Genomic DNA, 23,414 nt, shown 5'->3' on the forward strand with positions numbered 1-23,414 from the left:
CTTCGTTAGTGTGGTCATTAACGAAGCAACATAATCGAGCCTTAAATAAGTATGCGTAATTTTGTAATGAACATTCATCACCATCATCACCCAGCCTAGTCTTTCGGGAGATGCACGCATACCCGGGAGATAGGAAACTCCCGGAGGTGAAAATCAAAGTGAAAACAGATTTCAAACCCTCGGGAGACCAACATCTCTCGAGGGTTTTTTAGTTTTACTGGTTTATAAAATATTTTAATTACCGAATCTGGCACAGGGATAAAGCAATGCAAACACAACGCTTAAGAATTGCAATTCAGAAAAAAGGTCGTCTAAGCAAAGAGAGCCAAGCTCTACTTAAAAAATGTGGCGTGAAGTTCAATGTAATGGGTGAGCGCTTAGTTGTTCATTCTGAAAATATGCCAATTGATTTGCTTTTGGTTCGTGACGACGATATTCCAGGTCTAATTATGGATGGCGTGGTTGACTTGGGCTTTATTGGTGAAAACGAATTAGAAGAAGTTCGTCTTGATCGCAAAGCACTGGGTGAACCGTCTGAATTTGTTCAACTTCGTCGACTTGATTTCGGTGGTTGCCGTTTATCTATCGCGATTGATAAAGACGAAGAGTACAACGGTCCTCAAGACTTAGCTGGAAAACGTATCGCCACAACTTACCCGCAGCTGTTAAAAGCTTATATGGATGAAGCGGGTGTTCCATTCTCAACATGTATGTTGACAGGCTCAGTAGAAGTTGCTCCTCGCGCTGGTCTTGCTGATGCCATCGCTGACTTGGTCTCTACAGGTGCAACACTGGAAGCGAACGGTCTTAAAGAAGCTGAAATTATCTTCAAATCAAAAGCGACACTGATTCAACGTACTGGCGAATTCGATGCAGACAAGGTGGCGCTAATCGAAAAACTTCTTACCCGCATGCAAGGCGTACAGCAAGCGAAGGAGTCTAAGTACATCATGTTACACGCACCTGCAGAGAAGCTAGACCAAATCAAAGCTCTACTTCCTGGTGCTGAAGACCCAACGGTATTGCCTCTATCTGCTGACAAGCAAAAAGTTGCGGTTCATTTGGTAAGTACTGAAAACCTGTTCTGGGAAACCATGGAACAGCTAAAAGAACTGGGTGCGAGCTCAATTCTAGTACTACCAATTGAAAAAATGATGGAGTAATCGCAATGAGAACAGTCGTATGGCAATCGCTAAGTGAAACGCAGCAAGACTCAATCCTAGAACGTCCTGCAATTACAGAAGGTGCGAATATCACTGCCGCGGTTTCTGAAGTAATCGCAAAAGTTCGCAAAGAAGGCGATGCTGCATTATTGGAGCTGACTGAGAAGTTTGACCGAGTGCAGCCGGAATCTATCCGTGTATCAACTCAAGAAATCGATGAGGCATCTGCGCGTCTTTCTGAAAAAATGAAGAACGCACTGGAGCAAGCGTATGAAAACATTGCTAAGTTTCACAAAGCGCAGAAGCCGCAGCCAATCAAAGTAGAAACTCAACCGGGTGTAGTTTGTGAACAGGTAACGCGTCCAATTCAAAAAGTGGGTTTGTACATTCCCGGTGGCAGTGCGCCATTGCCATCGACTGTTTTGATGCTTGGGGTTCCTGCAAAAATTGCAGGCTGTCGTAAAGTGGTGCTTTGTTCTCCACCCCCAATTGCTGACGAGATCCTTTATGTAGCAAAACTGTGTGGCATTGATGAAGTGTACAATGTCGGCGGTGGTCAAGCCGTCGCAGCAATGGCTTACGGAACAGAAACCGTATCTAAAGTTGATAAGATCTTTGGTCCAGGTAACGCTTACGTGACAGAAGCAAAACGTCAGGTAAGTAATGATTTCCGTGGTGCAGCGATTGATATGCCAGCGGGCCCATCAGAAGTGCTAGTGATTGCTGATGAAACGGCAGACCCAGATTTCATTGCAGCGGATTTGTTAAGCCAAGCAGAGCACGGTCCTGACTCTCAAGTGGTTCTTGTGACTCCTTCTCCTGTGCTTGCAGATCAAGTGACGGATGCTGTTCAACGTCAGCTTAAAGAGTTGTCTCGTGCGGACATTGCCGAGCAAGCGTTAGCTTCAAGTTTGATTATTATTGCTGAGTCTCTGACTCAATCGGTTTCAATCTCAAATTACTACGGTCCTGAGCACTTAATTGTTCAGACGAAGAACCCACGCGAGCTTCTGCCTCTATTAGACAACGCAGGTTCTATTTTCCTTGGTGATTGGTCGCCTGAATCAGCAGGTGACTACGCATCGGGTACTAACCACGTTCTTCCTACTTACGGTTACACACGTACTTATTCAAGCTTAGGCTTGGCGGACTTCTCTAAGCGTATGACGATTCAAGAGCTATCTGCTGACGGTCTAAAGAACCTTGCCCCTACAGTAGTCACTATGGCTGAAGCAGAAGGCTTAGATGCACACAAACGTGCGGTGACTATCCGTGTAGAAAAATTGGCAGCGAAGTAAGAGGATATTGAGATGGAAAAGCTAGCGCGTAAACAAGTCCAAAAACTTACCCCTTATTTATCGGCTCGCCGAATTGGCGGTACTGGTGACGTATGGCTAAATGCCAACGAATCACCATTTAACAATGAATACAAAACAGACTTTGCTCGTCTTAATCGTTACAGCGAATGCCAACCGAAAGAACTGATTTCCGCTTACGCGGCGTATGCGGGTGTGAAACCAGAACAAACGCTGACTTCTCGCGGTGCAGATGAAGGCATTGAGCTACTGATTCGTGCTTTCTGTGAGCCGGGTGAAGATGCGATTCTTTACTGTCCACCGACTTACGGTATGTACGCTATCAGTGCCGAAACCATCGGTGTTGAGCGCAAAACCGTACCACTGACGTCAGATTGGCAACTTGACCTTGCAGGCATCGAAGCCAATCTGGATAACGTGAAACTGGTTTTCGTATGTTCGCCAAACAACCCAACAGGTAACTTGGTTAAGCGTGAAGACATTGTGTCTCTGCTTGAAATGACAAAAGACCGAGCAATCGTTGTAATGGATGAAGCGTACATTGATTTTTGTCCAGAAGCGTCAACGGTAGATTTGCTGGCGCAATATCCGAACCTAGCAATTCTGCGTACTCTGTCGAAAGCTTTCGCGCTTGCTGGTCTGCGTTGTGGATTTACGCTTGCGAACGAAGAGTTGATTAATGTACTTCTTAAAGTTATCGCACCATATCCAGTACCGGTTCCAGTGGCAGAAATTGCTACTCAAGCGCTGTCTGAAGCAGGTCTAGCGCGAGCGAAGTTTCAAGTTCTCGACCTGAATGCAAACCGAGCTTACTTACAAGTTGGTTTGTCAATGATTCCGGGATTGGAAGTCTTTGAAGGATGGGGGAATTACCTATTGGTGAAGTTCCCAGATGGCGATGATCTTTTCAAAGCCGCTTGGGATACGGGCATTATTTTACGTAACTCACCAATCGAGAACTGTGTACGTATCAGTGTGGGTAACCGCGACGAGTGCGAAAAAACACTCGGATTTATCAGAAACTACTACTCATAAGTAGAAAAAGTATTTATCGCTCTCGCTCAATAGCGGGAGCGCCAAAAAGATATAGCAATAAGGAAGTTCGAGTGAGCAAACAACAAAAAATCCTTTTTATCGACCGTGATGGCACCTTAATTGTTGAGCCGCCGGTTGATTTTCAAGTAGATCGTTTAGATAAGCTAAAACTAGAGCCATTTGTTATCCCAAGCCTGTTGTCGTTGCAGGATGCCGGATACCGCCTAGTGATGGTAACGAACCAAGATGGTCTCGGTACCGACAGCTACCCACAAGCAGACTTTGATGCTCCACACAACATGATGATGGAGATCTTTGAGTCTCAAGGTGTGAAGTTTGATGACGTGCTGATTTGTCCTCACTTTGATGAAGATAACTGCTCTTGCCGTAAGCCTAAATTGGGCTTGGTAAAAGAGTATCTACAAGGTGGCAAAGTTGATTTTCAAGAGTCTGTTGTGATTGGTGATCGTCAAACCGATCTTCAACTTGCAGAAAATATGGCAATTCGTGGTATTCAATACAACCCAGAAACCATGGATTGGAAACAGATCCTGAAAGATCTGACGGTGAAAGTTCGTGTTGCTGAAGTGATTCGTACCACGAAAGAAACGGACATCAAAGTTGCGGTTAATCTTGATGAGCAAGGCGGTAATGACATCTCAACGGGTCTTGGTTTCTTCGACCACATGTTGGATCAAATTGCGACGCACGGTGGATTCCAAATGGTGTGCAAAGTGGAAGGAGACCTTCACATCGATGATCACCACACAGTAGAAGATACCGCTCTTGCCTTGGGTCAGGCGTTGAAAGAAGCGCTGGGTGACAAGCGTGGTATTGGTCGCTTTGGTTTCAGCCTGCCAATGGATGAGTGTTTAGCACAATGTGCGCTAGACCTATCAGGTCGTCCCTACCTTAAGTTCGACGCGCAGTTTAGCCGTGAGCAAGTGGGTGATCTTTCAACAGAGATGGTGGTTCACTTCTTCCGTTCTCTGACTGACACTCTAGCGTGTACGCTGCACCTGTCTTCTGCGGGCAATAATGACCACCACATCATTGAAAGCTTGTTTAAAGCGTTTGGTCGTACTTTACGTCAAGCAATCAAAATAGAAGGCACTGAGCTACCAAGTAGTAAAGGCGTGCTTTAGGGCTCACGTTAGCAAGGAGAAAAACAGTGACAGAACAGAAAGTTGTCATTATCGATACTGGCTGTGCCAACGTTTCTTCGGTGAAGTTTGCCATCGAACGCCTAGGCTATGACGTAACTATTTCAAAAGATCCACAAGTTGTATTGGCAGCTGACAAGCTATTTCTACCGGGAGTGGGGACTGCCAGTGAAGCGATGAAGAACCTAGAAGAGCGCGATCTTATCAGCTTGGTAAAACAGGTAGAAAAGCCTTTGCTAGGTATCTGTTTAGGCATGCAACTATTGGGCAAAGTGTCTCAAGAGAAAGGGCAGAAAGCAGATGAGTTGGTTGAGTGTCTTGGACTTTGTGATGGCGAAGTGAAGTTGCTACAAACCGGCGATTTACCGCTGCCGCATATGGGGTGGAACACAGTGTCTGCAAAAGCAGGTAACCCATTGTTCAAAGGCATTGAAGAAGGTGAGTACTTCTACTTTGTACACAGCTTTGCAATGCCTGTCGGGGAGTACACGATTGCTGAGTGTGAATACGGCAACCCGTTCACAGCAGCAGTACAAAGCGGTAACTACTACGGTGTGCAATTCCACCCTGAGCGTTCTTCAAAAGCGGGCGCGAAGCTTATTCAAAACTTCTTAGAATTATAAAAGGGATTTAGTGTGATTATTCCAGCTCTTGATTTAATTGAAGGACAGGTGGTTCGCCTTTATCAAGGTGATTACGGTCAAGTTACCGAGTACAAAGTCGACCCAGCAAAGCAGTTTAATTTGTACCACCAAGCGGGTGCTAACTGGCTACACTTAGTGGATTTAACTGGCGCGAAAGACACGACAGCACGCCAGTTAGATTTGATTGCAAAGCTACTAGCAAGCACACCAGCAAACATCCAAATCGGTGGCGGTGTGCGTACAGAGCAAGACGTGGTTGACCTGCTAGAAGCGGGTGCTCAGCGTGTTGTCGTTGGTTCTACAGCGGTAAAACAGCCAGAGCTTGTGAAAGGTTGGATGGCAAAATACGGTGCAGAGAAAATTGTTCTCGCGCTAGACATCAACATCGATCAAGACGGCACGCGTAAGGTAGCGATCTCTGGTTGGCAAGAAGATTCAGGCGTGACTATCGAAGCATTGATCAACGATTATCTGACGGTAGGTCTACAGCATGTGCTTTGCACGGACATTTCTCGTGACGGTACGCTAGAAGGTTCAAACGTTGAGCTTTACGTCGACTTATGTAAACAGTACCCGCAAGTGCAGTTCCAATCTTCAGGTGGCATCGGTTCATTAGCGGATATCGAAGCACTAAAAGGCAGCGGTGTTGCTGGCGTGATTGTTGGTCGTGCATTGTTAGATGGTAAGTTCACAGCAGAGGAGGCGTTTGCATGTTGGCAAAGCGAATAATTCCATGTCTTGATGTTCGTGATGGACAAGTGGTGAAGGGCGTCCAGTTTCGCAACCACGAAATTATTGGTGACATCGTTCCTCTGGCGCAGCGTTATGCTGAAGAAGGCGCTGACGAGCTTGTGTTCTACGATATTACCGCTTCAAGTGATGGTCGTGTCGTCGATAAAAGTTGGGTCGCTCGCGTTGCAGAAGTGATTGATATCCCGTTCTGTGTGGCTGGTGGCATTAAATCAGCAGAAGACGCGGCGCGCATTCTTGAGTTTGGTGCAGATAAGGTATCTATTAACTCTCCTGCCTTGGCGAACCCTCAGTTGATTACTGACCTTGCTGATAAGTTTGGTGTGCAATGTATCGTCGTTGGTATCGATTCATACTACGACAAAGAGACGGGCAAGTATCAGGTTTACCAGTTTACTGGTGATGAAGAACGCACCAAAGCGACCCAATGGGAAACGCGTGATTGGGTGCAAGAAGTACAAAAGCGCGGCGCTGGTGAAATCGTGCTGAACATGATGAACCAAGACGGTGTACGTAACGGCTACGACATCGAACAACTGAATATGGTGCGTGAAGTGTGTAACGTGCCATTGATTGCATCGGGCGGTGCAGGTGCCATGGAGCATTTCGCAGAAGCCTACCAAAAAGCAAATGTGGATGGCGCGCTTGCCGCATCGGTATTCCACAAGCAAGTCATCAATATTGGTGAACTAAAGCAGTATTTGAAACAACAAGGCATTGAGGTACGACTATGAGTGTGAAAGCCGCCGAAGTAAGTTCGCTAGCTGAGCGAATCAACTGGGAAAAGGTGGATGGTCTGGTACCTGCCATCGTACAAGATTTCCAATCAAGCCAAGTGTTGATGATGGGTTACATGAACCAAGATGCGTTGGCAAAAACGGGCGAAACAGGTCAAGTGACGTTTTTCTCTCGTACCAAGCAACGTCTTTGGACGAAAGGTGAGACCTCTGGCAACGTATTGCAATTGGTGAACATTCAGCTCGATTGCGACAACGATACGCTACTGGTGAAAGTGAATCCCATTGGTCCTACGTGTCACTTGGGTAACACAACTTGCTGGGATGTGGACCCTCAAGAGGAGTCACAAATGGTGTGGCTTCATCAACTTGAGCAGCTATTGGCTGCCCGCAAGAGTGCCGACCCAGATTCCTCTTATACTGCCAGTCTTTATGCCCGTGGCACCAAGCGTATTTCGCAAAAAGTGGGCGAAGAAGGCGTTGAAGTCGCGCTTGCGGCGACGTCGGGCGATAAGGCGGAGTTAGTGTGTGAATCAGCAGACTTGATTTACCACTTGCTGGTATTGCTTCAGGACCAAGGTCTATCGATGAATGACGTGGTGAATAAACTGAAAGAGCGTCATAAATAAGCCTGCTATAGATAAATGAAAGCCCCTATGACTCGGGAGTCTAGGGGGCTTTTTTAATTTAGTGTTCTTGGTTCGGGGTAAACCTCGGCGACAGTGTGAGTTGCGATTGGATTCTGAATCACGCTCGTCCCTCGCTGTTCAGAATGACGGTATATTTTCTAATGGTGCTTGCAGTAGAGTTATCTACTTCAAACAGGTACATATATTCACGTCATTTCGACAAGCCTAAGCGATGTCAAGAATCCAATTAAATCGAGTTTAATAAGCTAGGTATGGATGCTTTACCCACAACACTTCTTAAATTTCTTACCACTTCCACAGATACACGGGTCATTGCGACCTACTTTTAGGCTACTTACTGGCTGGCTTAAGCGTGGATCTTGCTCTAGTTCGTCTTCTGGCTCTTCAGGAAATGTACCGTCAATGTAGTACCAAAGTCCGTCTTCTTTTACAAAGCGAGAACGCTCTGTCATGCAGTAGCGTTTGCCGTCTTCATTAAAGTACGCATTGAACTCAACAAAACCTTCATTCTTGTTGCTACCCGCTTCAGTTTTGACTACCTCAAGCTTGCACCAATCGCTATCGATGGACTGGGCAATGCCTTCACGTTGTTCTTCTGCGTTACAGCTTGGGTGATATGTTTTTACCACGTAATCCACTAGACCCAACACATGTGCACTATAGCGAGAACGCATCAACTGCTCTGGAGTGATGACGTCAGCATGGTTATTGTGGGCGATTTCACAACACTGTGAGTAGGTGCGGTTAGACCCGCAAGGACAAGAAGAAGCCATAAAATGAAATCTCGATTAATTAAGCGGTAAAACAAACAACCTTTTACACCCAACTTATTCTCGCTGAACGTAGCATCGCGAGGTTACTTGGGCATATCAGTGAGGCTGGAGGTATTCTTTTGGGGCATTATAGCGATTTAGGGCGTTTGAGACAGCAGTTCTTGGGCCCACGCAGTGGATTGACTGAACGCCTTCGCTAATTGTGGTTCATTCAGTTTGAGCGCGTTACAGTACTTTTCCGTCGTTTCCCAATCGGCTTTCTCGTAAGCAATGATCATTGAAAGTAGGTAGCCTAATACACCTTTTCGACTGGTGAGTGCTTGTTTGATTTCCTCATCGACTGGAATGTCGCTGATTACATCGGATAGTGGCTGATCGAGTAGTGAGTCCAGCAGTGAAAACATACCTGTCAGGAATGCTTGCCCCGGATCATACTTGGTTTTCATCTGGCTCAACAAAATCTCACACATACGTGCGCGTTGAATCGCTAACGAATAGAGAGAGTCAGGTTTATCCTCGTGCACAGAGGCAATCGCCACAAGAGAAATAAAGCGTCTTAAGCGCTCTTCACCAAGGTAAACCAGAGCTTGACGGAAAGACTTAATCTTAGTTGTGAGCGTGTAACCTGAGTTTACGTAAGTCAACAGCTTATAAGACAAAGTCACATCAATAGAAAACAGACGTTCTACCTCATTGAAATCGATAGGTTTATCTGCAATTTCTTTGCACAGTTGTATAACCGTCAAAAACGCTGGGTTGAGGCGTTTCTTCTGAATCATCTCTGGCTTACTGAAAAAGTATCCTTGGAAGTAGTTAAAACCAGCATCCATCGCTTGCTCAAACTCTTCATAGGTTTCGACTTTTTCTGCTAAGAAGTCGATACCAAAATGTCCGAGAGAACGAATATAGATTGCAGCTTTGTCTATAGGCACCAAACGGATATCAAACTTAATGATAGCGACGTATGGTAAGAAGCGCTTCCAAGCCTTGGTCGGAACGAAGTCATCTAATGCGACACGATAACCAGATGCGTGCAGATGTTTAATCGCATGAAGTAGCTCATCTGTCGGTTCGCAATCTTCCAGCACCTCTACAACTAACGACTCATTAGGAAATAGAGTAGGAACTAGGTTGACTAAGCTTTGGTATGGAAAATTAACAAAGCCAAGTTTATCACCTAGTGTGCTGTAGTGAGTCGTCAAGAAGTGATCAGACAAAAGTCGGCTAGTCGCCATCTCTGGTTCTACTTCTGGAAAGGTGTTTTTCGGACCGTCACGAAAGAGAAGCTCGTACCCAATGGTACGCTTTTCTCTGTCTAGTATCGGTTGACGAGCTACGTATGAATACTTCAATGCGGTACTTTGTTCTGTTTAACTTAGTATTACGATGATAGCGATTTTTTGTAAAATTTCTATGCTTTACGCGTCAATCTTCTACACGCTCGACAAGCTTTACTTCAATTCTGTGTCAAACGGTCGTGTTTGTAAGTCAAAACCGTCAGAATTTACTTGTAAAACTGAGCCTTGGGTATACCAATCACCTAAAACGATGCGGGTGTTTTTAGCACCATTAAGTTCAAAAAAATGTGTATTTGGACGATGTGTATGACCGTGAATCATCAAGTTGACGCAGTTTTGAGACATAACACGTTCAACTTCGCCTTGGTTTACATCCATGATATCGAGAGACTTGGTTTTTTTATCATCTCGAATGTCTGATTGAACCTTGGTGACAATTCTTTTCTTAACGAACCAAGGAATTCGATTAAACAACCATTGAAGCCATGGTTTATGAACGGTTTTACGAAACTCTTGGTATTTCACATCATCAATGCAAAGTGTATCGCCATGTAAGATAACGGCTTTTTGACCATAGAGGTCAATCGTACAAACGTCGTCGAGCAACGTCATACCGGTTTCTTTGCAAAAGCGTTTACCTAGGAGGAAGTCTCGGTTGCCTTGGATGAAGAAAACAGGGACACCAGAATCCGTCAGCGCTTTAAATTCAGCGCGGATCTGGTCTGCGAAAGGGGTGTTATCATCGTCACCAATCCAAAACTCGAACAAATCACCGAGCACATACAAAGTATCTGCATGGATCGCCTCTGTACGCATGAACGTAACAAAGCACTCCGTGATGTCCGGACGTGATGGGGTAAGATGAAGATCAGATATAAATAATGTCGTCATAGAAATAAGGGGAGGCGAAGCCTCCCCACAAACTTATCTCTTGGTGGCAATTCTAAAGAATTACTCTTCGATTGTAGTACCAGTGATCATTACATCTTCTAGAGGTACGTCTTGGTGCATGCCGTAAGAACCAGTGCTAACGCCTTTGATCTTGTTTACGATGTCCATGCCTTCGATTACTTCACCGAATACACAGTAACCCCAACCATCAAGGCTTTCGCTACGGAAATCTAGGAACGTGTTGTTGTTTACGTTGATGAAGAACTGAGAGCTTGCTGAATGCGGCTCCATAGTACGAGCCATAGCAAGTGTACCCACTTTGTTGCTAAGACCGTTGTTTGCTTCGTTCTTGATAGGTGCACGTGTAGCTTTTTCACGTAGACCAGACTCCATACCACCACCTTGGATCATGAAGCCGTCAATAACACGGTGGAAAAGAGTGTTGTCATAGAAACCGTCGCGGCAGTACTGAAGGAAGTTTGCGCTTGTTTCTGGCGCTTTCTCTTCGTTTAGTTGAATCTTGATGTCACCAAAATTAGTGTGAAGGGTGATCATGCTACTTTCCTTTACTGTGTTGTATTGAAACTGCGATTCTAGCCTAAGTTATTACGCTTTAAAAACTCAGGAAGAACAAATTCATAGTTTTGTGCTTGAAGTTTAGCCGATTATCGTTTTATCGGTTAATTGCTATTACCTAATAAGGTCTGAGTTGTTATACTCGGCGTTCTTGTTATTCATTCACAATCATAGATAGAGATCATGTTAAAGATATATAACACACTCACAAGACAGAAAGAGGAATTCAAACCAATTACAGCCGGCAAAGTTGGCATGTATGTCTGTGGAGTTACCATCTACGATCTCTGTCATATTGGTCACGGTCGTACTTTCGTTTCTTTTGATGTTGTTTCTCGTTACCTACGTTACCTTGGTTACGATCTAACGTTTGTACGCAACATCACTGATATCGACGACAAAATCATCAAACGCGCGGCAGAAAACGGCGAGTCTTGTGATTCACTCACTGAACGTTTGATCGGTGAAATGCACGCTGACTTTGATGCACTAAACATGAAACGTCCTGACGTTGAGCCTCGTGCGACTCAGTTCATTGCTGAAATCATCGAATTGGTTGAAAAGCTAATCGAGCGTGGTTTTGCTTACGTTGCAGACAACGGCGACGTAATGTTCGAAGTGGGCAAGTTCAACGAATACGGAAAACTGTCTAAGCAAGATCTTGACCAGCTTCAAGCTGGTGCTCGTGTCGATATCGAAACAGCAAAACGTAGCCCGCTAGACTTCGTACTTTGGAAGATGTCTAAACCGGGAGAACCAACATGGGAATCACCATGGGGTCCAGGTCGTCCAGGTTGGCACATTGAGTGTTCTGCTATGAACTCGTCAATCCTAGGCAACCACTTCGACATTCACGGCGGCGGTTCTGATCTTCAGTTCCCACACCACGAGAACGAAATCGCGCAATCATGCTGTGCACATGACACTCAGTACGTGAACACATGGATGCACAGCGGCATGGTAATGGTAGACCGTGAGAAGATGTCAAAGTCTCTAGGTAACTTCTTTACTATCCGCGATGTTCTAGGTCACTACGATGCTGAGACCGTTCGTTACTTCCTAATGTCTGGTCACTACCGTAGCCAGCTAAACTATAGCGAAGATAACCTAAACCAAGCACGCGCGTCTCTTGAACGTCTATACACATCTCTACGTGGTCTGGATCTGAATGCTGCGCCAGCGGGTGGTGAAGAATACGTAACTCGCTTTACAGCAGCGATGAACGATGACTTCAACACACCAGAAGCTTACTCAGTACTGTTTGACATGGCGCGTGAAGTAAACCGTCTGAAGACAGAAAACCTAGAGAAAGCGAGCGAGCTAGGTGCGCTAATGCGTGAACTGGCTGACGTGATCGGTATTCTTCACCAAGATCCAGAAGCATTCTTAAAAGGTGATGCCGGCGACGACGATGAAGTGGCTGAAATCGAAGCACTAATTAAGCTACGTAACGATTCTCGTGCAGCAAAAGATTGGGCTAACGCAGATATGGCTCGTGACAAGCTGACGGAAATGGGCATTGTTCTGGAAGATGGTCCAGAAGGCACAACGTGGCGACGTAAGTAATTGAATCTTTTAAAAGGGCTGATGATTCAGCCCTTTTCTTTACAAGCTTTTATAAATTCTAAACTTTAACGAAGGTAGTGCTCTGTGGCTCAGATGTATTTCTATTACTCGGCAATGAACGCGGGTAAATCGACAACTCTTCTTCAATCTTCATTTAACTACCAAGAACGTGGCATGACGCCTGTGATTTTCACAGCAGCGTTAGATGATCGCTACGGCGTAGGTAAAGTGAGCTCTCGTATTGGTTTGCAATCAGACGCGCATTTGTTCCGTCCAGATACCAACCTTTACCAAGAGATCGCGGCACTGCATGAAGTTGAAAAACGTCACTGTATCCTAATTGATGAGTGTCAGTTTTTGTCGAAAGAACAGGTTTACCAACTAACAGAAGTAGTTGATAAGCTGCATATTCCTGTACTCTGCTATGGTCTTCGTACCGATTTTCTAGGCGAACTTTTTGAAGGCAGCAAGTACTTGCTATCTTGGGCAGACAAGTTGGTGGAACTCAAAACGATTTGTCACTGTGGTCGCAAGGCAAACATGGTTATCCGTACTGATGAGCACGGTGTTGCAATCAAAGAAGGTGATCAAGTCGCAATCGGTGGTAACGATCGTTACGTATCCGTTTGTCGCCAGCATTATAAAGAAGCACTTGGTAAGTAAGCCAGTCTAGATAAGAGTTAGATAAGAAAAAGCCACCGAATTCGGTGGCTTTTTACTGTCTAGCTGTTGGTCCGTAAGTGAAGGATTACGCGAGACCAAACTCAAACTTTTCTCGAAGTGCTTGATAAGAAGACTCAACGTGGGCAGGAATCTCTTGTTTTGTTTGAAAGCCTTTCTCTGGGTAGGTTTTCACACGAGAAAAATCTTCCATGAGCGCTTCAAGCACCATCATTAGTGGCATTTCTTCGTTGATATATTCAAAGAAAGGGTGCGCTGTGGACGTGACTTGAAGCTGTGAATAAGGCGATTGCCACTGTTTTTCAAAGGTTGCAATGGCGCGTCTTTCCATAAATGGCTTTTGAACCAAAATCAGAGAGTCACAGCTAATCCCTTTTTCTTTCAATAACAGCTCAGTGAAGCGAACGTTCTCGCCACTGTTACTCGACTTTGTTTCGAGCAATATTGCTTCGCTCGGTACACCTGCAAGCTTGGCGATATCTGCAAAAGTCTCAGCTTCACTTCTCTCAAATAAACCATCCGTAAAACGCCCTTCGCCACCAGAAAATACAATGAGTGGCGCAAATTTTTGATGGTAAAGCTTAGCGGCGTGTTCGGCTACGCGTAAGTCATTACTGCACATTACAAATAGGCAGTCAGCAGGCTTTAGCTTATGCTTGAGTTGCATGTACTCCCACAAGGTTTCAATGTGTTGATAGAGTTTCATAGTGCGTCCAGCGTTGAGGTGAATTGGAACTGGTAACCAAGCGAGATAAGTTTGTCTGCAAGGATTCGCTTATCGGCGGTTTCGGTGACTGGCGGAAGGGCAATGTCTAAATCACTTTGCGTAATGGCAGCTTGATAAAACTCAGCTTTGCTGACGGTATTTGGCGTGGTCGCATTAACTACCTCATTTTCAATTTGATTGAGCGCGAAAGCCGTTGCCGTAACAGCATCGTTTTGATGCACCATATTCGCTGGCGCTTTGCGACTGACCTGTTTTAATCGCAACGCAAAGCGAGACGGGTGTCGGTCGGCACCAATCAAACCACTACAGCGAACGATAGCGTAGTCAATACCGGAGTCCATCACGTATTGCTCGGCTTGCAGCATAATACGTGCATTATCAGAGAAATGCGGATTGTCTTGCGCTAAAGCGAATGTGGCGTCTTCCTCTCTCATATCGACGGGCAAATTTGGATAGACCGTCGTTGAACTGACCATCAAAAGCTTTTCCACACCACTTACTTTTGCGGCTTCAACTAAACGTTGCCATTGCTGTGCGTATTCTTGTCCGTTTCCTTTGCGAAAACCTGGAGGAAACGATCCGACAATGCGTTCTATTTGTTCTTGTTTGATCAGTTCGACAATTTTCTGTTGAGCTCTTGGCTCGCTAAGGTCAAGTTGAGCCGTTCGTACGGAAGTGATTGGAAGTTCATCTAGCCTAGATTGGCTACGACGGGTAACCGTAACATGGTGTCCTTGGTCAGCTAAAGTTTGTGCAAGTGGCGCTCCTAGCCAGCCTGCGCCCACGATCAATATATTTGCCATCTGTATGTTCCTACGGTATGCCCTGATGACTACTCAAACAGGGTTTGTAACTCTAATCTGGCTTGTTGATGCAGGGGATCGGAATGCCATTTCTGATGTTGTATCAAATCAATGTTGACTTGCCATGCCAGTTTTGTGAATTCTTCGCCAAGTTTCACTAAGGTATTTGGTGCGTAAGACACCAAATGTTCAGGAAGAAAGCACCAGCCAAATCCCTTGTTCGCCAGTTCTAATAATATGTAGTAATCATCAGCGTACCAGATATCTGGGCTAAACGCCTGATTAAGACCGCTCACGTCTTCATTCTTTGAACGGATTACCAGTTGACGATGTTGCTTTAGCTCGTCGATGTTTCGGATTGGCTGTATTGCTAAAGGGTGTTGTGATGAGACAAACACATCAAAACCAATATGCCCTAGGTTAGATAAATCAACATTCTTAGGCATTTGTAAGTCACTTAAGATGATGCCCGTTGTCGCACGTTCTGATTTAATTAGTTCAATAATGTCAGGGCTGGATGCGGTCAAGCATTCCACCTGTAGAGTTGGGAACTTTTTTTCTAAATTTTTCAATGCAATCGGGAGGCGGGTGAGCGGAATCCCTTCGTCAACAGCAAGGACAAGCTTGGTTGCAGGGCTGGAAAAAAGTTGAGACGCTTTATTATTCAGTCGGTCAAGTTGGCTAAGCGTTGCAAGTGCGTAAGGCATTAACTCATGACCTTTCTCCGTCAGTTTTGGATAACGACCAGTTCGATCAAAAAGGTCCACGCCGCAATCAAGTTCCATGTTCATGATGTGCTGACTGATCACCGATTGTGCTCGTCCAAGCTTACGGGCTGCTGCGGAGAAAGAACCAGCTTCTGATGTAGTGACGAAAGCTTGCAGTTGTTCAATAGTAAACATATCGTTTTAACCGATGGTACCTAACTTTTACTTATCTTAATGATAGATAAAATGCCAGTCATTGAGTAGAACTATTTAGGTAAAACATCATGACTCGTAACGAACGTATCTTTCACGCTGTACTATTTGAAATGATTGCATTGGCGATCATTATTCCTGCTGCTTCTTTAATAACAGGGAAGGGATCCAGTGACTTAGCAGTGGTGGGTATTGGTCTGAGTCTTTACACCGTAGTTTGGAACTACATTTATAACTTGTACTTTGACAAGTGGTTTGGTCCAAACCGTGAAGAGCGCAGTCTAGCGATGCGCATTGGTCACACTTTGGGGTTTGAAGGTGGATTAATCTTCTTGTCTATTCCGGTGATCGCGTGGTTTTTGGAAATCACTCTGCTACAGGCATTAGCGTTAGAAGCGGGCTTCTTAATTTTCTTCTTATTTTATGCAACGGGCTTTAACTGGGCGTATGATAAAATTCAACCATTTGGAAAAATGAGAAAGCTCATTGCTTAATATAGTGAGTCTAGATAAATTTAATTATCAAAAAAGCCACCGTTGCGGTGGCTTTTTTAATTCCGATACTGGTTTATTTAAATATCGTTATTCAGCAGAAAGGACTCGAAGAATTTTATCTGCGTGTTCTGCAACTTCGATACCTTCGTCAGTTAGATAACCGCCATCAGGTTGTGTACATAGTTGTTTTTCGTACAGACGAGCAACGGCTGCCTGCATTTCTTCAGAAGCTTCTTTGTGGACTTTGATGCCTGTTGCTGCGCTGCTTAAATCGAATTGAAGAAGTAGGTTCAGTTCGGCGATATGGTCAGCTGAATATTTCATAGGTAATTCCTTCGTACTTTTTTATCCAAGCTAGTCTGAAAACTAAGGTTGAGCAATAGAAAACCCTTAGAAATGTTAAGTGTAGCGCTATAGCTCTGATATAACGCGGAAATTTTATTCTACGGTAAACATTTGACCCAAATATTAATAATGGTTAGGACAATAACTCATAGTTGAATTTTATCGATTACTCTCTCAACAACAACAAATTTGGTAAACATGAAAAATAGCCCTTGAAAAAGTCTGGAAATGGAGCGATTATCCGCGCCTCGTTAATTGTTTCTAAATGTTACACTTCCATGAACTTCAATCAGTTTGACTCATTATTACCACCTCAGGCTGCTGAACGTGCCGCCGAAGTAGGTGTTGGCAAAGCAACTAAAGCTCCAATGAAATCTTTCCTGTTGGCAATTTCAGCAGGTCTTCACATTGGTATCGCTTTTATTTTTTATACAACCGTAACCACAGGTGCTGGTGATCTTCCATGGGGCATTACACGTCTTATTGGTGGTTTGGCATTCAGTCTTGGTCTGATCTTAGTGGTAGTAACCGGTGGCGAGCTTTTTACTAGCTCAGTTCTTACGCTGGTGGCACGTGCAAGCGGCAAGATTTCATGGAAGGCCTTAATGAAAAACTGGCTGGTTGTGTACTTCGGTAACATGGTTGGTGCGGTTTTGCTTGTTGTGTGTATGCTGATCACCAAACAGTACATGTTCGACGGTGGTCAAGTGGGCTTGAATGCGATGGCCATTTCGCAGCACAAACTGCATCATGGCTTTTTCCAAGCTGTCGCGCTGGGCATCATGTGTAACGTTTTGGTATGTATCGCAGTTTGGATGACGTTCAGTGGTCGCACATTGACTGATAAAATCGCCGTAATGATCTTGCCGGTAGCTATGTTCGTTTCTGCTGGCTTTGAGCACTGTATCGCTAACATGTTCCAAGTACCAATGGCGATCGGTATTAAATACTTCGCACCTGAATCGTTTTGGCAAATGACAGGTGCAAACATTGCAGATTACGCGGATCTAAACATGATGGGATTCTTAGTGAACAACCTAATCCCTGTGACAATCGGTAATATCATCGGTGGTGGTGTCTTCGTTGGCATGTGGTATTGGATGATTTATCTACGTGATGAAGACAAGCATCTGAAATAACTTTTAAAAAAGGCAAGCTAAATGGCTTGCCTTTCTTTTATCTAAACTTCGCTCAACCGATGTTTAAACCAGTTCTTCGTTGATGCCATATTCGTTTGGAATCCAATGAGACGTCATTTCTACCGGTTCCTGAGTCAGCCAATCAACGGGCGAATCTGACTGCAACTCATCGAAGTTTTCTCGTACGGCTAACCTATCCATGGTGCTCTCCCTATGTCGTTTAATTGCACTTTAGAAGAGTAAGATGACGGTTCAATGACCAATCAGTGACCATTAAATTTCGCAGTGTACAGTGGTCTCAAAGTTGCGCTTATGTTTCTGGTTGCTTATGGGTTTTCGGGGTTTATCCACATTTTCTGTGGATAACCTGTCTCAAAGATCGTGAGTATCTTTTTTGACCGAGAAAAATTCATAAAATGAGACGCTTATGTGATGACGAAGTGACCGGTTTTATGTTTTTTCCTTGTTGATAAACTTCACTTTAATACGTCCTTCTTTGGTTTGTACACAACTTAGTGTCATCTCTAAAGTGATCGCTACAGACACACTGAGCATGACAAAAATCGCCAGCATAATAACCAATTGATACTTGATGGCGACCATCGGGCTAGCACCACCTAAGATCTGACCTGTCATCATACCAGGGAGCGTCACCAAGCCTGTTGTCGCCATAGAAGCAAGAATTGGCGCAAGGGATTTGCGAAGGGCTTCTTGAAGAAAAGGGAAGGAGGCATACCTAGGAGCGGCTCCCAATGAGATGGCTGCCTCGTACTCTGACTTGCGTTGTTCGAAAGCGGTGAATAAGTTCTGCAACGCGACAATATTGCTGCTTAAGCTATTGCCTAACAGCATGCCTGCTAACGGAATCATGTATTGGGCATTGTAGAATGGTTCTGGCTTTACGAGACCTAAAGTGATAGCGGCAAGAAGAGGGACTAGACTGCAAGACAAGCCAGTAATCAGTGGGAGCATGAGTGGTTTCTTCGGAAGATTAGCTTTGCCCACAATTGAGCTTGCTCCGACGACAACCATAATGGATAACCACAGTAAATTTACGAGTAAGCTATTTAGCTTAAAAAGGTATTCCAGATACACACCAACCAAAATGAGTTGCACTGTCATTCGCGCAACACTCATCGCTGTATCTTTCGCAATTCCTAATTTATAGCGAGCATTGATGGTGAGTGGAACAATAAGAATCAAACTAAAAAGTGCAAGCTCAAACCAATTTATATCGACAACTTGATTCATAAACCTTCTCCCAAAATCAATGCTTTGATTCTAACGAAGTGGCATAGGTTTATGAATTGCTAAGCTCTGTTTTTTCGCAATCTCATCGACAAAATGATCGCTAGGACTTCGTGAAGTTTTCTTAACATAAAGATCACAAAGCATTGTCTTTAGTCGAAAAAATAGCGATTTAGTAGCACGAAAAAATCCATAAAAATGTAAACAAAGTTAATCTCATGTTGTATTCTTAACATGTTTGCAAAAGACTTATTCTTTCACATCTATTAATATTCTTTCACAAAGAATATCAATCAAACACATCTCTGGATGAGCTCAAAAAAGTGTTGGATAACAAGGGCTGGAGCGTCAGATTTGATTGAACCTTACTATTAGTATGGTCTAACATTTTCCAATAGAGATTGTAAAAAACTTAAGCTTGGTAACGCAGGCTTTTCAATAACACTAGATACAAAATAGGCAAATGTATGAGTGATGTTAACAAAATTGAGAGTGGTGAAAAACGCTCCCTGGAGTGGAAGTCTTTCCTCTTCATTGCAGTTGTTCTCTTCCCAATTCTGAGTGTGGCTTTCGTAGGTGGCTACGGATTTATCGTTTGGGCACTACAAGTGTTCTTCTTTGGTCCTCCAGGCGCACACGGCATGTAAGCCAGTGAGCTCACAACCACACTTTTGAAAAGATTTTAAGAGAGCAAATAATGAAATCATTAATCATTAAACTGTGGCGTACGATGACGCGCCCGGCAGTTCATATCAGCCTTGGCGTGCTGACTATGGGCGGTTTCATCGCTGGTGTTATTTTCTGGGGTGGTTTTAACACCGCACTAGAAGCAACCAACACAGAAGAATTCTGTATTAGCTGTCACACTATGCGTGACAACGTATACGTTGAACTGCAAGACACGGTTCACTGGAAAAACCACTCTGGTGTTCGTGCTACATGTCCTGACTGTCACGTTCCACACAACTGGACAGATAAGATCGCTCGTAAAATGCAAGCATCTAAAGAAGTATTTGCACAAGTATTTGGCAACTACGACGAACCGGGTGTTTTCGAAGAGCGCCGTATCGAACTTGCTAAACACGAATGGGATCGTTTCTCTGCAAACAAATCTCTAGAGTGTAAAAACTGTCACAACTACGATTCTATGGACTTCGAGCAAATGTCTCCAACGGCTCGTATCCAAATGAAACAAGCAGCTGAGAAAGACCAAAGCTGTGTTGACTGTCACAAAGGTATCGCACACAACCTGCCAGCAGGTATGGACAGCATTGGTGGTATCGTTGGTGACCTTGAAGGTATGACTTCAAACACTGACTACGGTGTAGGTCAACAACTTGTAAGTGTTCGTCACCTACCAATCTACTTCGACGATAAAGGTGCTAAAGAAGCAGGTCTTCTAAACCCAGCATCGACTGTTAAAGTTCTTGAAGAGAAAGGCGACTACGTTGAAGTTGAAATCGATGGCTGGCGTAAAGCGAAAGGCTTCGGTCGTGTAATTCAAGAAGACTTCGGTAAGAACATCGCAGTAGCATCACTACTAAAAGAAGCATCAACAGACGCTAACGTTGTGACTGCTGGTGAGAAGAAAGTTGATGAGCTAACAGGTCTTCCTTGGGAGAAAGTAGCTGCGAAAGTATGGATCAAGAAAGAATCTATGCTGAACGACATCAACCCTGTATGGGAAAAATCAAAAGAAGCTTACAAAACTAACTGTTCTGTATGTCACACACAACCTGCTGAAGCGCACTTCGATGCGAACACATGGCCAGGTATGTTCGACGGTATGCTAGCGTTCGTTAACCTAGATACAGACAGTGAAGCACTGATCTTGAAGTACCTACAGAAGCACTCTTCAGATTATGCTGAAGGTCACCACTAATAAGCGTCGGATTGGAGTAAATTAAATGGCTATTACACGAAGAAGTTTTCTTAAAGGTGTAGCAACCACAAGTGCAGCGTCAGTTATCGGTCCAAGCTTATTGGCTTCAGCATCTGCAAACGCAGCTGAGACTACTGGTACTTGGAAAGTAACAGGTTCACACTGGGGCGCGTTCCGCGCCCACATCTACGCGGGTAAAGTTCAAGAGATCAAACCGCTAGAACTAGACCAGAACCCAACAGAAATGTTGAACGGCATCAAGGGCATCATCTACAGCCCATCACGTGTTCGTTACCCAATGGTTCGTCTAGATTGGCTGAAGAAGCACAAATACAGCGCTGAGACGCGCGGTAACAACCGTTTCATCCGTGTAACTTGGGATGAAGCTCTAGACCTGTTCTACCGTGAGCTAGAACGTGTTCAGAAAGAATACGGACCATGGGCTCTACACGCAGGTCAAACTGGTTGGAACCAAACTGGTGCGTTCAACAACTGTACGGCACACATGCAACGTGCTGTAGGTATGCACGGTAACTTCATCACTAAAGTAGGTGACTACTCGACTGGTGCAGGTCAAACCATCATGCCTTACGTACTTGGTTCAACAGAAGTTTATGCACAAGGTACGTCTTGGTCTGAAATTCTAGAGAACTCAGACAACATCATTCTTTGGGCAAATGACCCAGTGAAAAACCTGCAAGTAGGTTGGAACTGTGAAACGCACGAATCTTTCAACTACCTAGCGCAGTTGAAGGAAAAAGTAGCGAAAGGCGAGATCAATGTTCTTTCTGTAGACCCAGTTAAGAACAAGACTCAACGTTACCTAGAGAACGATCACCTATACATTAACCCGCTAACAGACGTAGCATTCATGCTTGCTGTTGCGCACGTACTGTACAACGAAGACCTATACGACAAGAAGTTTATTGAAACTTACTGTCTAGGTTTCGAAGATTTCATCAAGTACGTTCAAGGTGAAACGAAAGATAAAGTTGTTAAGACACCTGAGTGGGCTGCTCCTATCTGTGGCGTGAAAGCGGACAAGATTCGTGAATTCGCACGCATGCTAGTGAACGGTCGTACACAAATCCTTATGGGTTGGTGTATCCAACGTCAAGAGCACGGTGAGCAACCATACTGGGCAGCAGCAGTAGTTGCAGCAATGGTTGGTCAAATTGGTCTGCCTGGCGGTGGTATCTCTTACGGTCACCACTACTCAAGTATCGGTGTACCTTCAACTGGTTTCGCGGGTCCTGGTGGTTTCCCTCGTAACCTAGATACTGGTATGAAGCCGAAGTGGGACAACAACGACTTTAACGGTTACAGCCGTACTATCCCTGTTGCTCGTTGGATCGACTGTCTGCTAGAACCAGGCAAAGAGATCAACTACAACGGTGGTAAAGTTAAACTTCCAGACTTCAAGATGATGGTGATCTCGGGTTGTAACCCATGGCACCACCACCAAGACCGTAACCGCATGAAGCAAGCGTTCCAGAAGCTACAAACAGTAGTAACGGTTGAGTTCGCTTGGACTGCAACGTGTCGTTTCTCTGATATCGTGCTTCCAGCATGTACTCAGTGGGAACGTAACGACATCGACGTGTACGGTTCTTACTCGAACAAAGGTCTGATTGCTATGCATCGTCTAGTGGACCCATTGTTCCAATCTAAGCCAGACTTCCAAATCATGAGTGAACTGACTCAACGCTTTGGTCGTCGCGACGAGTACACTCGTGGCATGAGCGAGATGGAATGGATCCGCAGCTTGTACAACGATTGTAAGAAAGCGAACGACGGTAAGTTCGAAATGCCAGAATTTGATGAGTTCTGGGAGAAGAGCGTACTAGACTTCGGTCAAGGTAAGCCTTGGGTTCGTCACGCTGACTTCCGTCAAGATCCAGAAATCAACCCACTGGGTACACCTTCTGGTTTCATCGAGATCACTTCTCGTAAGATCGGTCGTTACGGTTACGAACACTGTCAAGAACACCCTATGTGGTTCGAGAAATCAGAACGTTCACACGGTGGTCCTGGCTCTGACAAACACCCGTACTGGCTACAGTCTTGCCACCCAGACAAGCGTCTGCACTCTCAGATGTGTGAATCTGAAGACTTCCGTGCAACTTACGCTGTTCAAGGTCGTGAGCCTGTATACATCAACCCGGCTGATGCAAAAGCGAAAGGCATCAAAGACGGTGACTTGGTACGCGTATTTAACGATCGTGGTCAGCTTCTTGCTGGTGCTGTACTTACTGACAGCTACCCACGTGGTGTTATCCGTATCGAAGAAGGTGCGTGGTACGGTCCTCTAAACGAGAAAGTAGGTGCAATCTGTACTTACGGTGACCCTAACACTCTAACTCAAGATATCGGTTCTTCTGAGCTAGCACAGGCGACTTCTGCGAATACATGTATCGTAAACTTCGAGAAGTTCACTGGTAAAGTTCCACCAGTTACTTCATTCGGTGGTCCAATCGAAGTTGCTTAATCAGAGCACTAAGCTTTAAATAAAATACCAGCCTTCGGGCTGGTATTTTTTTGACCAAATTTCAGTGAGCATTCTCTCAATACCGAGTTTGGGCGTGCGCAAGAGCAACAGATTCGTGACGTCGA

At 44.7% G+C, this 23,414-nt stretch carries 25 protein-coding genes and 1 other annotated feature; of the genes, 15 read left to right on the plus strand and 10 right to left on the minus strand.

Features of this window, described 5'->3' with window-relative positions; translation table 11 throughout:
* Positions 1-74: 74 nt before the first annotated feature.
* Positions 75-213, plus strand: a sequence feature (His leader region).
* Between the two features lie 53 nt (positions 214-266).
* The 8 genes from hisG (at position 267) to hisIE (ending at position 7,437) form a co-directional block, all read left to right on the plus strand.
* On the plus strand, positions 267-1,163 hold the full coding sequence (gene hisG, locus OH463_RS02260; protein WP_005450765.1) for an ATP phosphoribosyltransferase: 897 nt from the start codon (positions 267-269) through the stop codon (positions 1,161-1,163).
* 5 nt (positions 1,164-1,168) lie between these two features.
* Entirely contained in the window at positions 1,169-2,461 is a 1,293-nt protein-coding gene (gene hisD, locus OH463_RS02265) for a histidinol dehydrogenase (RefSeq protein WP_009699819.1), read from the plus strand.
* Positions 2,462-2,473: 12 nt separating this feature from the next.
* Positions 2,474-3,514: a histidinol-phosphate transaminase gene (hisC, locus tag OH463_RS02270; protein WP_017188198.1), complete on the plus strand. Its 1,041-nt coding sequence runs from the start codon at positions 2,474-2,476 to the stop codon at positions 3,512-3,514.
* 71 nt (positions 3,515-3,585) lie between these two features.
* Positions 3,586-4,659, plus strand: coding sequence for a bifunctional histidinol-phosphatase/imidazoleglycerol-phosphate dehydratase HisB (hisB, locus tag OH463_RS02275; RefSeq protein WP_269990418.1), 1,074 nt, complete (start codon positions 3,586-3,588; stop codon positions 4,657-4,659).
* Positions 4,660-4,685: 26 nt separating this feature from the next.
* A complete protein-coding gene (hisH, locus tag OH463_RS02280; protein WP_017819522.1) occupies positions 4,686-5,300 on the plus strand; it encodes an imidazole glycerol phosphate synthase subunit HisH in 615 nt (204 codons plus the stop codon).
* A 12-nt stretch (positions 5,301-5,312) separates the two neighbouring features.
* The gene (hisA, locus tag OH463_RS02285) at positions 5,313-6,050 is read left to right on the plus strand and encodes a 1-(5-phosphoribosyl)-5-[(5-phosphoribosylamino)methylideneamino]imidazole-4-carboxamide isomerase (protein WP_269990419.1); all 738 of its coding nucleotides are present in this window, start codon (positions 5,313-5,315) and stop codon (positions 6,048-6,050) included.
* Positions 6,032-6,805, plus strand: coding sequence for an imidazole glycerol phosphate synthase subunit HisF (gene hisF, locus OH463_RS02290; RefSeq protein WP_004749837.1), 774 nt, complete (start codon positions 6,032-6,034; stop codon positions 6,803-6,805). The genes hisA and hisF overlap by 19 nt, the downstream gene beginning before the upstream one ends.
* Positions 6,802-7,437 (plus strand): bifunctional phosphoribosyl-AMP cyclohydrolase/phosphoribosyl-ATP diphosphatase HisIE, encoded by a 636-nt coding sequence (gene hisIE / locus OH463_RS02295; RefSeq protein WP_005450749.1) that lies wholly within the window; start codon positions 6,802-6,804, stop codon positions 7,435-7,437. The genes hisF and hisIE overlap by 4 nt, the downstream gene beginning before the upstream one ends.
* A gap of 281 nt (positions 7,438-7,718) precedes the next feature.
* Here the strand turns inward: hisIE and OH463_RS02300 are convergent, their stop codons facing one another.
* From OH463_RS02300 to OH463_RS02315, 4 genes are all read right to left on the minus strand, one after another.
* Complete coding sequence (locus tag OH463_RS02300) at positions 7,719-8,231, minus strand: YchJ family protein (RefSeq protein WP_009698176.1); 513 nt, start codon at positions 8,229-8,231, stop codon at positions 7,719-7,721.
* Between the two features lie 137 nt (positions 8,232-8,368).
* Positions 8,369-9,583, minus strand: a complete 1,215-nt coding sequence (locus OH463_RS02305; protein ID WP_009698175.1) for an EAL and HDOD domain-containing protein — start codon at positions 9,581-9,583, stop codon at positions 8,369-8,371.
* A 99-nt stretch (positions 9,584-9,682) separates the two neighbouring features.
* On the minus strand, positions 9,683-10,420 hold the full coding sequence (gene lpxH, locus OH463_RS02310) for a UDP-2,3-diacylglucosamine diphosphatase (protein WP_026000110.1): 738 nt from the start codon (positions 10,418-10,420) through the stop codon (positions 9,683-9,685).
* Positions 10,421-10,480: 60 nt separating this feature from the next.
* On the minus strand, positions 10,481-10,975 hold the full coding sequence (locus OH463_RS02315) for a peptidylprolyl isomerase (RefSeq protein ID WP_005437228.1): 495 nt from the start codon (positions 10,973-10,975) through the stop codon (positions 10,481-10,483).
* A 204-nt stretch (positions 10,976-11,179) separates the two neighbouring features.
* Between OH463_RS02315 and cysS the strand changes: the two genes are divergently transcribed.
* Entirely contained in the window at positions 11,180-12,562 is a 1,383-nt protein-coding gene (gene cysS / locus OH463_RS02320) for a cysteine--tRNA ligase (protein WP_005437232.1), read from the plus strand.
* Positions 12,563-12,646: 84 nt separating this feature from the next.
* Positions 12,647-13,225, plus strand: coding sequence for a thymidine kinase (locus OH463_RS02325; protein ID WP_005450744.1), 579 nt, complete (start codon positions 12,647-12,649; stop codon positions 13,223-13,225).
* Positions 13,226-13,310: 85 nt separating this feature from the next.
* Here OH463_RS02325 and OH463_RS02330 read toward each other — a convergent pair whose 3' ends face one another.
* The 3 genes from OH463_RS02330 to OH463_RS02340 are packed head-to-tail and all read right to left on the minus strand — an operon-like array spanning position 13,311 to position 15,675.
* Positions 13,311-13,949, minus strand: coding sequence for a YdcF family protein (locus OH463_RS02330; protein WP_047513523.1), 639 nt, complete (start codon positions 13,947-13,949; stop codon positions 13,311-13,313).
* Positions 13,946-14,773: an NAD(P)H-binding protein gene (locus OH463_RS02335; RefSeq protein ID WP_188015220.1), complete on the minus strand. Its 828-nt coding sequence runs from the start codon at positions 14,771-14,773 to the stop codon at positions 13,946-13,948. Before OH463_RS02335 ends, OH463_RS02330 begins: the two co-directional genes overlap by 4 nt.
* A gap of 29 nt (positions 14,774-14,802) precedes the next feature.
* Positions 14,803-15,675, minus strand: a complete 873-nt coding sequence (locus OH463_RS02340) for a LysR family transcriptional regulator (RefSeq protein ID WP_053051023.1) — start codon at positions 15,673-15,675, stop codon at positions 14,803-14,805.
* An 89-nt stretch (positions 15,676-15,764) separates the two neighbouring features.
* Between OH463_RS02340 and OH463_RS02345 the strand changes: the two genes are divergently transcribed.
* Complete coding sequence (locus OH463_RS02345; protein ID WP_005450737.1) at positions 15,765-16,187, plus strand: PACE efflux transporter; 423 nt, start codon at positions 15,765-15,767, stop codon at positions 16,185-16,187.
* Between the two features lie 87 nt (positions 16,188-16,274).
* Here the strand turns inward: OH463_RS02345 and OH463_RS02350 are convergent, their stop codons facing one another.
* Positions 16,275-16,511, minus strand: a complete 237-nt coding sequence (locus OH463_RS02350; protein ID WP_005430269.1) for a TIGR02647 family protein — start codon at positions 16,509-16,511, stop codon at positions 16,275-16,277.
* Between the two features lie 299 nt (positions 16,512-16,810).
* Here OH463_RS02350 and focA point away from each other — a divergent pair, with 299 nt between their 5' ends.
* Positions 16,811-17,671 carry a formate transporter FocA gene (gene focA, locus OH463_RS02355; protein WP_005450735.1) on the plus strand — a complete coding sequence of 287 codons (861 nt, stop codon included), beginning with the start codon at positions 16,811-16,813 and terminating at the stop codon, positions 17,669-17,671.
* A 63-nt stretch (positions 17,672-17,734) separates the two neighbouring features.
* Here the strand turns inward: focA and OH463_RS02360 are convergent, their stop codons facing one another.
* Positions 17,735-17,872 carry a hypothetical protein gene (locus tag OH463_RS02360; RefSeq protein ID WP_005450732.1) on the minus strand — a complete coding sequence of 46 codons (138 nt, stop codon included), beginning with the start codon at positions 17,870-17,872 and terminating at the stop codon, positions 17,735-17,737.
* 249 nt (positions 17,873-18,121) lie between these two features.
* Positions 18,122-18,922: an ABC transporter permease gene (locus OH463_RS02365; RefSeq protein ID WP_005450730.1), complete on the minus strand. Its 801-nt coding sequence runs from the start codon at positions 18,920-18,922 to the stop codon at positions 18,122-18,124.
* 464 nt (positions 18,923-19,386) lie between these two features.
* Here OH463_RS02365 and torE point away from each other — a divergent pair, with 464 nt between their 5' ends.
* Genes torE through torA form a run of 3 tightly spaced genes read left to right on the plus strand, consistent with a single transcriptional unit; the run spans position 19,387 to position 23,289 of the window.
* Entirely contained in the window at positions 19,387-19,566 is a 180-nt protein-coding gene (gene torE / locus OH463_RS02370; protein ID WP_005450728.1) for a trimethylamine N-oxide reductase system protein TorE, read from the plus strand.
* A gap of 50 nt (positions 19,567-19,616) precedes the next feature.
* Positions 19,617-20,801 carry a pentaheme c-type cytochrome TorC gene (gene torC, locus OH463_RS02375; protein WP_005450726.1) on the plus strand — a complete coding sequence of 395 codons (1,185 nt, stop codon included), beginning with the start codon at positions 19,617-19,619 and terminating at the stop codon, positions 20,799-20,801.
* A gap of 25 nt (positions 20,802-20,826) precedes the next feature.
* Positions 20,827-23,289 (plus strand): trimethylamine-N-oxide reductase TorA, encoded by a 2,463-nt coding sequence (gene torA / locus OH463_RS02380; RefSeq protein WP_005450724.1) that lies wholly within the window; start codon positions 20,827-20,829, stop codon positions 23,287-23,289.
* Positions 23,290-23,414 lie beyond the last annotated feature (125 nt).

Origin of the sequence: Vibrio sp. NFR, from assembly GCF_027587095.1 — a bacterium.
Classification (GTDB): domain Bacteria; phylum Pseudomonadota; class Gammaproteobacteria; order Enterobacterales; family Vibrionaceae; genus Vibrio; species Vibrio harveyi.